The following is a 15,950-nucleotide window of genomic DNA, read 5'->3' on the forward strand; positions in this document are numbered from 1 at the left end:
ACTCCCTCTCTGTCATTCCTATTTATTCGAGATTTGGAATTGACCGTATTTTTTCGTCCCAAGCAGGCGCTTATAGCCGTCAATCTCTTCATAAACGCTCACACTGTAACCGCCGTACATCATATTGGCAAGTTGCGTTCCTTGAATAGGAACAATGAGTTCATTATCCTCTCCGACTTCTAATCCTTCACCCGATTCCGGTTCGATCGCCACTGAAGTGCCATATGAATGCGATCCGTTAGTTACCTCAAAGTAAAGCTTCTTCTCTTGTTCGTTCACATCATAAGCTCCAGATTGGAACAATGTATAGTTAAATTGCAGTTTCACATTGGATACATCGATAAGCATCGTATTAAGCTTATGAAGGGTGAACTCATACGGCTCCAGCTTCAAATCATGCAGAACATCTTGTACCGGATTGTCAATCTTCGGCAGGTTGAATGCACTGGCCGAGATGAAGCTGTCTGGCGTCCCTTCCGGAGTACTGTATTTTCCGTCTTGAACCGCTTCACCGATCAGTAATTGTGTATCGCCATCGTCCACAAACGTTTTTGGCACTGGAGCCATGACCGAAATTATCGCACTGCCGTCCGGCTTGATACGCGTTTTTACATTAGCCAGCTCTGCATCAATGAATTGTCCATCTCCAGTTTTAAAGTAAGCTTTCAGCGCTGGAAGAGTGCTGTAACGCGTTTCTTCATTGGTGTACTTGAACTCGGCATACAACATGTCGTTATCTTTGCCTTCGAACAAGAAGTAGTTCATGAAGTCAACCGCTGCTCTTCTGCCAATCGAATCGATCTTATACTTGTCTAGCGGGCCAACTTCCGCTATATCGTTCACCTCATCAAATTTGAACAATCCGATGCTTTGCTTCGACTTCTCATTCACTTCGTCAGATAGATTAACGCTCACTTCATTGAACTGATACGTATAAGGCACCTTCGTCGAAATGACATAACGTGCAGACTTCTTCGGTCCAATAATACCTTCACTGTTTAGCTCAATAAGCTGTACATTTTCTTTGTTGATCAACAGACCATTCAAGCGCAAGATTGCATCCAACTGGGGAATAGCTTGATATTCCTTCCCGATATTTTCAATATCCACGTGAATATTGAGAATATCCTGATTCCCCCATGGCAATCTTTCTACTTTCTCAATATCCACCTCATATATTCCTTTATCGGATTTATATGATTTTTTCGTTACACCTTCCATTTCCTCAAGCTTGGATAGTTTAAAGGCAGCTACGACATACTCGTATGAATTCGTCTCGCTTTTTGGCTGCTTGACGAGCAATGTCAGTCCTTCCTTCACCTTATCGGGAATGGCAGCTTGCAGAACTAGCTCTTGTCCGACTCCTGGAACCAATTGCGAAGCAGATTCCGTATCGCCTGCCGATATTGGATATCTGGTTCCGCCTGCTGTCATCAGTTCGTATTTATATCCCGGCAGATCAACAGCTTCCTGCCCTTTATTTAACCAATTTGTCGTTAAAATAATTTCATTTTGTGAACCATTCTGATAATTGTATACATTTGCTATTGAAGCCTCAACAGGAATGCTATCGATCGTAAGTTTTGCGACAGCTTTTTCATCAACAACGAAATCGCTCTGTTGGCCCCATCCAATATTGTAAATGCCAATCGGCATTTCCACTTTACTTTCGGAATCTATCGTTGTGACTAAAATTTGCGAGCTTGTTAAATCTATCGAATTTTTAAGCGACGTGCGTAAGGAGCAAGCAGCCTTTTCCCCTGCCGCCAAATTGGGTTCTCCCACTTTCTCAGCAGCAAGCTTCACGACCAGCCCTTTACTCGTTTTCAAATAAAACTGATAATCCGGGAGTGTATATTCATACATCCCCTGGTTTTCCATTTGGAATGCAATCTGAATTTGGTTGTAATCCCCCATCGTGAATTTCGAACCAGCGTTCAAAAACGTCTTAATTTTGTGATTGTCTCGCGTATCGACATAATAAGCATTTTGCGGTACGGCATTTGCATAGTTTGTTACTTTGGCTTGACCAATGACTCGTGTGTAATTCGGCAAGGAAAAGTCCCACTTCACAACCTTGAACAGCAAATCGGAATAGCTCAAAGATGAATTAATATCGGAGTAAAATACAAAGTCTCTCGATGTTTTTGCTGATACGATTGTCGATTTATTCTCTCCGGACAGCTGTTTAACAGGATATTTAGCACCTGAACCTGAGTGCAGCTCGACCCAATAATCCATGAAATTAAGGCTCGTATTGTCGCCATTATGTACAGTTAACGTATAAAACACTCGTTTTTGGCTGCTGTTATATTGAAAGTAGATATCCTTAATTTTGATATAGCTATTGGAAGAAAGCTTAAACGTTTTAAAATCAGCACCTTTAAATGCTGTCATCTTGTTCGTCTGCGCTTGCGTCGCAGCTGGCTTTGCTTGGTCGGCTGAGGCCAGCGGTACATTCACGGTCGATATCGCTACGCTGGAAGCAATCATAATCGATGCCGACACTTTAATCGTTCTTTTCATGTATCGTCTCTCCTTTGAAAGTATCGTTACATAATTAGACGCTTCAATCTCTAATTTGTTTCAGGTTCGAGGTGAAATAGCAATAAAAAAAGAACCTCCCGAATTATCGGGAGGTTCTTGGTTATAGCTTACAATTAGCTGTTAGCTACAACTTTAACAGAGTAGTTCTCTCCACTCGATCTGGAGATAAATCTTACAGAATAGCTGTCACCTGCTTCAACATTGGTAATCGAAACATTTTGTACAGTTTCACCATTGTTGTTAACAACCATGTTTGGAGCTGTTACATTATCAAGATTCGTCACTGTAGCAGTGAATTGACCCATATTAGCAGCAGTCATTACTACACCGAATTGATCCTTAACTTCTACAGTAGCAAATACTTGGCTAAGGTTTGCAACATTTGCAGATGGACCTTGAACTACTCCATCAGCTGCTGTCAGGCTGCCTGCATCTTTTTGTCCGAAAGTCTTAGGCACCAAAGCCTCGTCAGTTACAGTAATATTGTTCACAATGTTTTCACCTGTTGCCAGAATAGTTACATTGAAAGTGCCGTGTAACTTACCGTTGTTCCAGCTGTAAGTGGAACCTGCTACAGTTGCATTAGTTGCAGAAATCTTGTTCGTACCTTGATCGTAAGTCAATGGAGCTGTAACTGTAACACTATATGCAGATGTAGGAAGTGTTACAGACTCACTGCTATTGATTTTACCTTTAACTTCAACTTTTTTGTCATGAGCAGATGTTTTATTGCTGATCATGTCAATTGCAGTTACTTCGTAAGAGTCGATTGCTGAGTTATCAACTACTTTGAATGTGAAGTTGTCAAGTGTAGAAATCACTTTTTCAGGAGTAGTGCCTACAGCAAGTTTAATCAGTTCAACTTTAACACGCTCGCTACCTTTAGCAGCTGCTGTCAGAGTAAGAGAATCGCCACTTACATTCAGTGTACCGAAACCAGTTACTACATTTGGAGTACCGTCAGCAGCAGATACAACTGCTTTGTATCCACCAGCACCCAGCAAATCAGCAAGCTTCATGTCACGACCAAATTGGTCTTTTACGATGATGTGTTTAGGCTCAACTGTTACAGTAGCGTCAACCATCATGTTTTTATTAACATCCAATTTGGAAACCGATTCAGCAACGCCTGCGTCTTCAACATTAATTGACAATTGAGAGTTGTTAGGCGTGCCAGTTACAAAAGAAGTCAATACAACATAACCTTTTGTGCTAGGAGCAGTCCACTCAATATAAGCTTCTTTAGTGGAATAGTTTTGTTTCAAAGTAACGGCGCTGCCGGCGGTTGCATTAAGGGTAAGCTTACCACTCAGCTCACTGTACTTCTTCAGCTGTTCGCCATTTTGATCGTATGCAGTGAAAGGAATCTTCACAGTCTGACTAGCAGATACAGTCTTATCAGGTGCTTCCAGAGTAAATGTTGTCAAAGTAGCAGCCTTTTTGACAGGAACTTCAATCGTATCTACTTTACCGCCAAACAATGTTTGAACGCGAACTGTGTTTGTACCTTCGAACACAAGCGTTCCGTTTTGTGGTGCTGTCAAAGGAATACCAATCTTGTCGTTGTTTGGACCTTGACCATCCAGCGCTTGATCTTTGTCAATCATGAACAGCATTGGGTTTTCAACAGATGCGAATACGCCTGCTTTGAATTGATCAAGTGTAACAGAGTTGCCGTATTGGTCTTTAGCGTCGACCAGAACAACGAAGTCAGGGAAGTTAGAATTAGTCATCAATTCTTTTCCATCTTGGTGGTACACTTCCAGGATTTCCACGCTGTCAACCATCGCTTGACGGTCAACTGTGAAAGTTTGGGAAGCAGTTACACCATAAGAGCTCAAGTTTAGAATTGCATTTACATATACTGTTTCACCGAAGTAGAAATTGCTGTTTTGGCTGCCCGATGACAGCGTCAGAACACCATTGCTAGTCGATGTAGTCACGCCGGATTTGCCGACTTGGAAAGTCAACGAACCGCCGCTTGTTTTAGTTACATCTTCTTCGAATTGGTTGATGATTTTATAGCCAACACTTACTTTACCATAGTCAGCTTCGTTTGTTTGAGATCCTGTTACAGTACCAAGAGCCAGTTTGTCGCTTGTGAACTTGATCTCAGTAACTTTCTCATCTTCAGCAGTGAACTCGGATACGAGATCATCAGAACCAACGCCAGTAACTGTTACTGTAGTTTCACCAGCACGCAGCTTGGAAGAAAGTTCAAGCTCAGCAGCTTTTTTATCTTCAGAGAAAGAAGTTTTTACTACATCACGTGTAGATGCACCGTTTTTAACAGCGAACTTCACTTTGGACTCGTCAACAGGCTTGTTGAACTTCACGGAGATTTTCTTAACGCCTGCTTGCTCAGCATCAACTGCTGGGCCTTCAACCAGACCAAGAAGCTCTTCCAGAGTCTCACCGTTTTCGCCTACTTCAGTTTTCAGAGCAGTTACGATACCAGTGTAAGTTTCGCCGCGAAGCGCGTTAGCGTCGAAGTCAGTGTCTTCAGTTGCGAAGCCAAGAGCAATCGCATCTGCTTCAACTTCTTCGTATTTCGCTTCTGGATTAAGTACGCGAATCAACAGTGCCAAGAAGTCGCGAGTTTCCAGCTCATCGCCAAAACCGAATTTAGTTTCGGATTTGCCGTTAACCAGACCTTGCTCAACTGCCCAAGAGATGTAACCGTCGTAGTAAGAGTCAGTTACGTCCTCGAAGCTGTGAGACTTCTCAGTGTCTTTCGCTTCAGCTTCTTCACCCACCAGACGGGAAAGAAGAACGACCATATCTTGACGCTTCCAAGTTTGATCTTCTTTCAGATCGCCATCTTGGTTACCTTTAATAACGCCAAGCTCTTGCAAATATTCGCCAGCAGGAACTTCAGTTTCTGCAGCGGATGCTACAGCTGCGAACATGGAGAAGACCATGCAGATCGCAACTAACAGTGATAAACTTTTCTTCATAACCTTTTTTTCTCCTCCTCTAAATTGCTTCGGTTGTTGAGAGTTTTGTTTGGATAATGAATTGCTCGTTTCCCCCATAGCCGATTCACCCCCTTCCCAGAGTAGAGCACTAATGTATAAATGATGTCTACGTACATGGTTAACCCTTTGTAAGCTCATGTAGTAGAAACTCGTAAACCATGAAAGAATAGATGCTAGATTGGCCGCATCACTATAACATTATACAATGGGCTACCCATACCGTAAAGAGGAAGTTGAGAATTCATTCCATTTCATTCCCAGACCGGCCCCATGAGCCATTATGTATGCCGCATTGTGCTAACGTCATGTATTTAAACGTTGGTTGCAAAGAAAAGTTGCGATATCCCCGAAAAAACTTTCTAAGTATTTTCTCATGAAGGATATCTCCTTCTTTTCCCGTTGTTAGTATAGCTTGTTTCAAGGCGCCCCGTCGATGCAAAACTTTTTCCATGGATAATGTTTCACCTATGAATCTAGTACAAGCCCCGGTCACCGTTACTGAGCGTTAAAAGCAGGGGCCGGCAACACCGGCATCGCCGATGTCTCCGCACCCCTGCCAACGCCTATGCTTAATTGTAGATTGGCGGAAGCTTCTTCATGTCTTTCATGACTCTTGCCATTATAATGGCTGCGTCGCTGCGAAGCAACCTCGCTCTCGGCTCGAACACCGAGCCTTCCTTCGGATTCTCCTGATTGATGAGCTTGCCCTGGATAAATCCCTTCTTCTGAATCGCGATAACCGAAGGAATGGAATAGAAGTCGAAGCTGCCGGAATCCTTGAACACCTTGTCCAGCGCTTTCTTCGCTTTCTCTGAATCCGTCTCCAGCTTCAGCTGCAGCGCTCTGGCCAATATCGTAGCCGCTTCCTGGCGCGTCAGCTCCACATCTTCGTCGAAGAAGCCCGGACGCTTGCCGTTGACGATACCCGCTCTTGCCGCCGTCTCGATATAGCGGTAATCATAGATCGCGCTGGCATTGTTCGCGTTCGTGATCGTCTCCGGATAATACGTAAAGTGATGCTCGCCTGCATAATTCAACTGAAGATCCATCGCACGGACGATCATGCGCGTGAACTCGCCGCGCGTGACGTAGCGGTCTCCGCCGAACATGCCGATGGGATCGACAGCGTTCATAATGCCTTTCGAGAAGATCGCTTCCATAGCTTCTCTGGCGTACGGATGATCCGTAATATCGTTGAAGCCGCGCGTCAGCTTGACGGCCACATAATAGCCGAACTTCGTGAACGGCACCGTCACCGTGCGCTTCCGATCGTCTACAACGCCGCCAATGTTCTCCCACGTGCTGTTGTACGGGTCGAAGCGGAATACCGTAATCGTCGTTCCAGCGCTCTGTACGATATTGGAGTCGTACGTGATCGTCAGCTCACCCGGCTCGCTTGGGATGAGCTCTCTGCCGAATTGGTTCCAGCGGCTGGCGAACGATCCTTCGTACTTGCCGATAACATTCGGGAACGGGAACGGATCGAGTCCAGTCGTGATAGGATCGTATTTCTCAGACAGCGGATCGGGATCATCAGCCAGACCGGCGTCTACCCAGAACAGCGGGCTTGCCTTAATGAACTGTCTGGCTTGATCCTGGAACCGGTAGCCGATATGCAGGTTGCCCTCCGCCTGGCTGTTGGCCGCATAGTTCGGCGGATCACTTTCATACGGATGCCGGTCTACGATGCCGTCATCCGGATTGGCGATGGCGAACAATATATCGTTCCCGTTGTACACTTGCGTCGCGTGTTTGTTCGGATCGTTGTAGCCTGGACGGATCAGCTGGGTGCTCTTCTCGAATTCCAGCGTCAACGCATTGTTGAACAGCTTGTGCTTCTTGGCCATCGTCTCCATGATTTGCGCGCCGGGAATGTTGGTCGGCACATACTTCACCGTCAACACCTGATTGATCGTGTCCTCGCCGCGCGTAATGGTAAAGTCGATCTCCGTCTCGCGATTCGGACGCAAGTCCTTCACAACGGCGCGGAAAGCTTCGACAGGAGTCTCTGTGTCGCCGGAGTAATCGCGGAACGTCACCTTCTCTGCCAGCACCTTGTCCACTGTTATGGAGTCGGCGCCCGGAGAGCTGATGATTACTTCAACGAAGTTTTTATTCGTTACGCGCTGCTCCACTACCGGCGACTTAATGCTATACGGAATCGATATCGGATTCACCTCAAGGCGGTACGTAGCTCTTGGCCCGTTCACCCCGGCATTGAACACGGTAATGACGTAGACCATCGTGCTTCCGTCGACCGGCATCTCCTGATTCAGTATTCTAAAGAAGAAATTCTCTTTGGTCATATCATAGTAAAACTCGATATCTGCATCAGGAGTTTTGGGGTCTCCATTTGAATTATTCGCCATTAAAGGCGGTTCAACAAGCTCCCTTCCGTTTACAAGGCGCAGTTGATCGTCCAGATTCCAGGTCACGGTCGTGTCCCACTCCGGCGAATCGATCGTCACAATATATTCGTCTTTGTTAATTCTCGTCCCGGAGAGATTAGTATCCACTTGGGATTTCGTCTTGCCCAGATCGATAAAATCAAACGTGCCGTAAACGTTGTACTGCGCTTCTCTCGTTGTATAGACCGAGCCTTGCTTGACGAAATTGGGATCATTGGCGATTGGCGGCCATGAACTCAACGTATAGGGGTATACGCCATCCGTATTCGGCGCAGGCACGACAGGCAAGTTGGTCGGTACGATATTAAAGGTAATGATATTCTCGTACAAATTGCCGTTGGAGATGAACACGAACTTGATCGTATTAGTACCGGCTTTGTTCAAAATATTGGTGACCATATCCGTCGTAACGCTTTGGTGCAGCTTGAATTTTGTCGGCGGCATTTGAGCTTGTTGCTCCAGCTTTATTTCTACATTATTAATATACATGAATACAGACTGCACGGTATTGGTCGTTGGTTGATAAACAATCTCGCCTTGATTCACGATATTGAACAGCTGGCCTTGGAATGCCCCCAGCTTCTGCAGCAGATCGTTATTCGTTTCATTGACCGTATCGAAGTTGACGCTCATGCCGTTCACGATCTTGTCGAACTTCATGTAAGGGCCATACAGCAATCGGATGATAACAGACTTGATCGCGTTAGTCGCATTTGTAACGACAGAACTATCAAGATTGAACTGCAGCGTATTGGTGCCGGACTTGGGAAGCTTCTGAATCATCACGAACACTCGCAGGAAAGATACCTGTTCATTATTTACCGTCTTCGTAACTACCTGCGTTAATGGATTGGTGCCGGATTCCACAATCACCTTATAATCAACATTAGTTGCAGCGTTGGCTGCCGTAGCCAGCTTAATGCCATTCAGCAGCTGACTTGTATTAAGACTACTGTAATTGCCAATCAGCAATTCCATCCCCATCGGGACGGAGTAGACGTCGACGCCATTGGCGGGAATGTCGGTGCCATTCAAGGAAAAAATACGGCTCGTATTCACGGCCACGGCATTGTCGGAGCCGTCGATGGTGAACATCGTCTCGTCAAAGCCGGACAAGTAATTGATATCGTAAATATACGACTTGGTATCATCTCGCAACGTGAATTGGACATCCGACGATACATCGTTATTCCCATAGTTGGGAGCAATAAAACGCATCTTGTAAAGCTTATCGAACTGGAGAGTCCCATTAGGCAAGTTGTATGAGAAGCCTACCTCAATAAATTTCGTCTCATCCACATCAATGATGGACGGCACTCCGGTCAGGACCGTGGGTGTGATCGAAGTCGGGGATGCCGCAAGTCCATCGATCTCCAGGCTCATCATGCTCATCAATGCGCTCTCCGCGGCGCCTGGCACCGTCAAGTCGATCAGATCGTTGGGGTTGTTGTTCAGATCATGTAATGGCAATGGGATAATAGCCTTACCCTCAATCTTCAGATTGTCAACGCTGCCTGTCAGGATGTCCGCATTGGACTCCAGATCGATGGCGGTCGTGCCTTCCATCACAACAAGATCGTAATAAGTAACATCGCCGTCATAATAGGCGACCTGGCGTGTCGTCTCGACAACCTGACTGCCGTTATACACTCTGAACTTGATGATGTTCATGCCCTTGTCCAGCGTCAGCTGGGACGTGCTGAACCGGTTGTTGTTGGACGTAGTGGACACGTTAAAATCGTAATTGCGTCCGTTAATGTCGACATTCACCTTGGTGGCGTTCGGCGCCTTGCCTGTAATGACGATTTGGCCTTGGGATGGCACATTCGGCACTTTCGGAGCCGTTGAGTACAGCATCGTCGGCTGGTCTTCTTTCAATTCATAATCCTTGTTCTCGAATGTAATCTTCAGGTCGTAGAGCATCGGGCTATCCCGGAATTCGATATAGATGGACTCCGATACGGTGGAAGCGCCCGCTACCCCTTTGAAGGTTATTTTGTTCATTCCCGGGAACAGGGCAATATTGCTGATGGAGATCTGGTTGTTACCTGTAGTGAAGATGCCGGTCGTAATCTCCTCCGTCGAGTTCAGCACCTTCTCTTCAATTGTATTGGTAATCTGCTTCACATTGTAGCTGATGGAAGTGCCCACTACCCCGTTAATCGTGCCTTCCAGCTGAATAGTGCTTGTCGACACTTTGCGGGCGTTATCCCTTATATCGTTTTCGTTAGGGAATAAAAAATAAACCCCTGCTGCGGACGCCGTCTGCGGCGTGCTGTATATGGGCAGCAAAGTAATCATTAATGCGAAAGTCAACAGTACGGCTAATGCTTTTCTCACAACGATAATCCTCCTTTATGTATAGTTGCTCCGGTTCTCTCCATGACCATAATTAACGGATCAGTCAAGCCGATAATCGTTCCTCCCCTGCTCTCCAGGCCATACAACATCTGACATATTCTTTCTTCATAGACGTGTCGGCCGCGAAAAAGTTCCGTATCATCTATATCGGTCCGAGCGGCGGATATGTTTATACAGATTGGAAATAGGCCAAAAGAAAAAGCCCCGTATCCACGAATGGATACGAGGCAGCATGTTATTAGTGCGATTACTTGCCGCGCGATTGCGCGTTCACTTTCGAGATGCGGAGTCCCAAGCGGCCCAGGAAGTTGATAAGCGGTCTGCGCGTCTTATCGACAATGCCCGTTACCTCCGCTCCAATCTGCAGGAAGAACATCAGCAGACAGATGACGGCAAATGTAATCCAGTTCGCCGCAGTGGATTGCACGACGACGGATTGGAAGATGGCGAGCAAGCCGAACACGGCTGCGACTCCCCATATGATCAGCACCGTACGGCGGTGGCTGAAGCCAAGATCCTGCAGACGGTGGTGCAGGTGCTCCTTGTCCGGCGCGAACAGCGGCTTCTTGTTCACCCAGCGGCGGACGATGGCGAAGAAGGTATCCGACAACGGCACGCCGATAATCAACAGCGGCGTAACGAAGGATACGATCGTCACTTGCTTGAAGCCCAGCATGGACAATGTCGCAAGGCTGAAGCCAAGAAACAGCGAGCCTGAGTCGCCCATGAATATCTTCGCCGGATGGAAGTTGAATACCAGAAAACCGATAATGCCGCCGAGCAGCAAAGTGCTGAGCAGAATAACGGGCTGATAGCCCATGAAGGCAGCCATGACCGCAATCGTCGCGATTGCGATGCCGGATACGCCGGCTGCCAGACCGTCCAGGCCGTCAATCAGATTGATGGCATTCGTTACACCTACAATCCAGAACAGCGTGAGCGGAATGCCGATCCACTCCGCGATCGGCTGCATCGACTCGCCGAACGGAACGTTGACCAGATTAATGTGAATGTCGAAGCCGAAGACGACGACGCACGCCGCCAGCAGCTGTCCAAGCAACTTCACCTTGGCCGACAGCTCGAACCGGTCATCGAGCGCCCCCAGTATAATGATAATCGTGCCCCCCACAAGCAAGGCGTTAATCATATTGACATCCCAGGGACGAAGCAGCCCTTCCGGAATGAACGGCTGCAGAATCAGGAACGCGCCTACGAAAGCGATATATATCGCAAGACCGCCCAGCCTTGGCATAATGCGCGTATGAACTTTGCGATGGTTCGGCTTGTCGATAGCCCCCACTTTAAATGCCAGCTTTTTGATTAGAGGCGTCATGACGAGCGCCAGTATGAGTGCAGCTACAAATCCAATGGAATAAAGCAAAAGGCCTGTTGGCATGTACGAACAACTCTCCTTTTTCCTAAACATAAGCAGCATGATCTCGCCATCATTCATTACGTGGCTTCCCGCAAGGCTGGTGGGTCTCTGCTTATCCTTCACTGCATAACGTTTTCTTATGCCCGCCCGAGGGGACGAATATTAGCAACGTTTGCTACCGAGAGAATTATACTCCGTTATATGAAGAATTTCCAACCCCATTTTCAACCTGTTTTCATGGGAAAAGGGCGATTTTCCCCGTTAAGGACGAGTTTTTGTCACGTTTTCTCGCTCGCGGACCACTTTCATAACGAATTTCGGCAGCGCAAGCATCCTCTTGTAGCGGGATGGCTCTTGAAGAAGTCTGTAAAGCCATTCTATCCGCAGCTTCTGCACGAGCATCGGCGCTCGCTTCAGCTTGCCGGACACGACGTCGAAGCTGCCTCCCACTCCCATAATAAATGGAACGCCGAGCCGCTCCTTCAATCTGACATTCCACTCTTCCTTATCCATGCCTCGCGCAACGAACAGCAGATGAGGCGACAGCGACCGGATCTCCTCTACGATCTCCTCTTCTTGGGACGGAGTGAAGAAGCCATTGCGGTAGCCGACGATTCTCGCCTGCGGGAATTGGAGCTGAAGCTTCTCGGCAGCAGCGCCGATAATCTCATCCGACGTTCCCAGCAGGAACACCTTCCACTTGTGCTTCTCCGCTTGCTCCAGAAGCCGGTGCATCATATCGAAGCCGGTAACGCGTTCCGCTACGGGATCGCCGCAATACTTGGCCGCCCATACGACGCCGGCCCCGTCCGGAACGACAATATCCGCGCTATTCAGCACAGTTGCGAATTGGGGATTGTCCAGTGCCGCCATCACCATAATAGGATTGGCAGTGATGACATGCGTCAGGCTTCCCTCCTGTATTCTGGTTGTTATGTGGCCGACCGTCTCATCCATGTCCATCTTGGAGAACGGCACGCCGAATATGGATACTTTTGGAACCTCTTTCGACATGAGGGAATCACCTCGATCTATTATGACGCAATTTAGACACGATTTGTTGCGCCGGTTGTTGAGATTGCTCGATTAATCGGCTGATTGCCGCTCCATGCGCATCGCGCCAGCCGACGGGATTGTCCAGCAATGCACAGGCGGCATCCGCGAACCGTTCCGCATCCAGCGACTCCGTCGTGCCGATCGGCGACAATCCGATCCGCTGCAGGAATTGATCGATCTTGGGATCGTAGGACAGGCCCAGCATCGGGACGGATTGGTTGGCGGCGTAGATAAGGGCATGCAGACGCATGCCCAGCAGCATATCGCAGCGGCTCACCTCCAGCAGCATCTGCTGCGGGTCGTCGCCGGGAGCGGCAAGCTCGACGGAGCTGCCCTCGCCGAGCCTGCCGCGGAGCCGTTCCATCATCCACTCCGACACCTCGCGGTCGTCCGGGGTATGGAACGGCAGGAAGCGCAGCCGCACGGCTCTGCGGTGCGACAGCGCCAGCAGCGCCTCGGCGGCGCGCGCCATATCGGCGCCGTCCTGGCGCCAGCGGCGCAGCGAGACGCCGACGACCGGCGGCGTCCCGGCGGCGCCGCGCTCCGCTGCCGAGCCATCCGGCAGCGGCAGCCCCATCACCGGATCGGGTACGACCTCGATCCGGTCCTGCGGGACGCCCATCGCCGAGAGCAGCTCGGCGGATGCGAAGTCCCGCACCGACACATAGCTGCTGCGCCGCATTACATGGCGAATCAGCGGGTCCATATAGCGGCGGTTCACCGGGCCGATGCCCTGCGCGTAGACGAACGTCGGCTTGCCCAGCAGCTGGGCAAGCTTCATGATTCCGGCATAATACGGAATCGTCTTCGCGCTCGTGGCATCCTGCAGCAAGCTTCCGCCGCCGCTAATAAGGCCATCGCTGCCGCGCACCGCCTGCAGCACCTCCGCCGGCCGCATCCGATGTACGGACTCCACGCCGTACATCTTCTTCGTCCAGGCCGGATCGATGCTCAGCACGACCGGCACGATCTGGACGCCCCGGGCGGCGCCTTCCGCCTCCAGCGCCATTAGAATCGAGCGCAGCACCGCTTCATCGCCGCTGTTGCGGAAGCCGTAGTAGCCCGATATTACGATGCGGAATACTTCTGAATCGTTGGCCAAGCCCATCTGCGCCATACTCCTTCCAGTACGATCCATGCTGCGATAAGAATCAATCCGATCACGAGGCCTCCGCCCAGTCCCAGCAGCGTGCGAGCAATGGACATCGCCAGCGGCGAATGAATATGCGTGAACGTGCTCACCATCGTAAGCTGACCCAGCGTCCCTGCAATAATCAATACCCAAGCCGCGCGGTAGCGCAGCGCCAGGAACAGTCCAAGAAATAGAGGCGGATGACCCAGCACGAATTCCTTGAAGCGCGGACGAACGCCGAACGTCGACTCCAGCCAATTGCGGATAATAAGCTCAAGCTGGGATACCTGACCGGCATTGCCCGTCCGGGACAAGTAGTAATAGCCTATTGCGCCAAGAACGGCGACAACCACTACCCACATAATCGTGATAGGCTGAGACAATATCGCCATCACACGCTTCGGCACGCCTCTTGTACTATTACCCTCGTATAGGAACACATAAACGGCGACCAGGAAGATCGGCGCCAGATGAAGCACGCTCACACCCCGGAACTGCTCCAGCACCAGGCTGTATGTAATATTGTTCAACAGGCCGAATACGAGCGGTACTGCGCACAGCGATATGCACGTCGCCACCAGAAACCAGTTCAGCGCGAGACCGATCCGCTTGCCGATCGGCACATCGGGGAAAATCCACTTGGTCCCGCGCGGCTCCTCGCCGCTTCCGCCGATGGTCCAATCTTCGCCGCCAACCATGCGGCGTTCGCCGATCGTCCGGGCGTAGATGCGGTTCATCACCCATATCAATCCCAACGTAGGTGCGCTCACGGCAGCGCCGAGCGCCAGCGCTTGCTCCATAAGAGAGCTGTTCAGCACATACAGGCCTGCCGATCCGACAAGTCCGATACCGAACACAGGAATAAGCAGAGCAGGCAGATAGGCGCCAATCAGCAGAGCGATAATCGCTACGGCGCCGAGCGCCGCCACGCCGCGCACGGGCTTCTCCCACGAAGGCTTCTCATAGTTGAACGGCTGCGCAGGCCCGGCCGGGAAGCCGTTGTCTGTCAGCGTCTGCACCACGCCGTGCTCACCGCTCATGATCTCCGCCAGCTTGTCCACCGATTGGTCCAACGTTCCGGTATCCGCATTGCCGAGCGTCATCGCGTTCAAGAAGAACATCCGAATGTTGCGATCCTTCGCCGCCAGCAGGAACCGGTCCACCACGCCTTCTTGCGTCATCTCGATACTGTCCTCCGGCGACAGCGAATACAACCTGGCTATATTATAATTCGTTAAATACGCCAATTTATTAAGACCTTGCTGTGGACGCTTCAAATTCTCAATCGTCGTCAGTCCGATCTCATACTTGTTGAGCAGCGACGCGAAGTGATTCAGGCTCTTGTCGGCCGCCTGATTGCTGAATCCCTTCACCTTCTCCCCGTCGAACAGAAGGCGGGTTACGCCATATTGTTGAAGGCGCGCCAGCTGTTCCTCCGTTCGCTCCGGATCATAAGGCACGACGCGGTCGGAGAACCGGGCAACGATATGGAATCCTGCCTCATGAATCGCTTCAAGCGCCATGGGATCGAAGTCCATCGTCTTCAGCGCGGCTGCCGATGTGGATTCTTCCACAATAAGTCCTTCATGGCCATCGAAGGACCAATCGCGGTAAGATATGCCCATCCGGTCGAAGGCATCTCTAACAACGGGACCGATAAGCTCAGCTTCCCGTTCTCCGCTAAACAGTATATACGTATTGTGGGAACGCTCGTCCGCAAGCTTGCCTTGCAGCAACGCGGCTTCTTTCTCATTGTAGTACGTCAGTCTTCCGGCTTGCATCAATTCCTTGATTGAGCTCTCATAGACCGCCATGGAGGTCACTCCCGCGTCCTTGAGCATCTTCAAGCGATCCTCAACGAATTGCCGAGGGCGCGGCTGCAGATCCGACGCTTCTACAATGTCCCGGTAATCGAATACGTATTCCACACTCTGGGCGGACTTCTCCATCGTCATCCTCTGGACACCCAGCGGCAATGCCGCAATAACGCCAATCAGCGTAACGATAGAGAGCCATAACTTCGCTTGCCGATTCCACTGCTGCCAACGATTCAACACTCTATTTCCTCCGTTCTTCGTGCATGAACGGCAATA

Annotated in this window: 7 protein-coding genes; all 7 read right to left on the reverse strand. The window is 49.6% G+C overall.

The genetic code is table 11. The features are described 5' to 3' along the window. Window positions 1–18 precede the first annotated feature (18 nt). Window positions 19–2,526, reverse strand: coding sequence for a hypothetical protein (locus M6D81_RS06935; protein WP_262676113.1), 2,508 nt, complete (start codon window positions 2,524–2,526; stop codon window positions 19–21). 134 nt (window positions 2,527–2,660) lie between these two features. Next, on the reverse strand, window positions 2,661–5,582 hold the full coding sequence (locus M6D81_RS06940) for an S-layer homology domain-containing protein (protein WP_262676114.1): 2,922 nt from the start codon (window positions 5,580–5,582) through the stop codon (window positions 2,661–2,663). A gap of 512 nt (window positions 5,583–6,094) precedes the next feature. Beyond that, window positions 6,095–10,273, reverse strand: a complete 4,179-nt coding sequence (locus tag M6D81_RS06945; protein WP_262676115.1) for an S-layer homology domain-containing protein — start codon at window positions 10,271–10,273, stop codon at window positions 6,095–6,097. Between the two features lie 268 nt (window positions 10,274–10,541). After that, a complete protein-coding gene (locus M6D81_RS06950; protein WP_262676116.1) occupies window positions 10,542–11,690 on the reverse strand; it encodes a glycosyltransferase family 4 protein in 1,149 nt (382 codons plus the stop codon). A gap of 240 nt (window positions 11,691–11,930) precedes the next feature. Next, on the reverse strand, window positions 11,931–12,683 hold the full coding sequence (locus M6D81_RS06955; RefSeq protein WP_262676117.1) for a WecB/TagA/CpsF family glycosyltransferase: 753 nt from the start codon (window positions 12,681–12,683) through the stop codon (window positions 11,931–11,933). Window positions 12,684–12,690: 7 nt separating this feature from the next. Continuing rightward, entirely contained in the window at window positions 12,691–13,833 is a 1,143-nt protein-coding gene (gene csaB, locus M6D81_RS06960; RefSeq protein ID WP_262676217.1) for a polysaccharide pyruvyl transferase CsaB, read from the reverse strand. Further along, on the reverse strand, window positions 13,794–15,914 hold the full coding sequence (locus M6D81_RS06965; RefSeq protein WP_262676118.1) for a DUF5693 family protein: 2,121 nt from the start codon (window positions 15,912–15,914) through the stop codon (window positions 13,794–13,796). The genes csaB and M6D81_RS06965 overlap by 40 nt, the downstream gene beginning before the upstream one ends. Window positions 15,915–15,950: the final 36 nt, after the last annotated feature.

Origin of the sequence: Paenibacillus sp. J5C2022, from assembly GCF_025567625.1 — a bacterium.
In the GTDB taxonomy this organism is placed as follows: Bacteria; Bacillota; Bacilli; order Paenibacillales; family Paenibacillaceae; genus Pristimantibacillus.

Bases quoted from the DNA above. Each gene is read 5' to 3' on its own strand.
- M6D81_RS06935 (WP_262676113.1), bottom strand. From the start codon at position 2,526: ATGAAAAGAACGATTAAAGTGTCGGCATCGATTATGATTGCTTCCAGC.
- M6D81_RS06940 (WP_262676114.1), bottom strand. From the start codon at position 5,582: ATGGGGGAAACGAGCAATTCATTATCCAAACAAAACTCTCAACAACCG.
- M6D81_RS06950 (WP_262676116.1), bottom strand. From the start codon at position 11,690: ATGCCAACAGGCCTTTTGCTTTATTCCATTGGATTTGTAGCTGCACTC.
- M6D81_RS06955 (WP_262676117.1), bottom strand. From the start codon at position 12,683: ATGTCGAAAGAGGTTCCAAAAGTATCCATATTCGGCGTGCCGTTCTCC.
- csaB (WP_262676217.1), bottom strand. From the start codon at position 13,833: ATGGGCTTGGCCAACGATTCAGAAGTATTCCGCATCGTAATATCGGGC.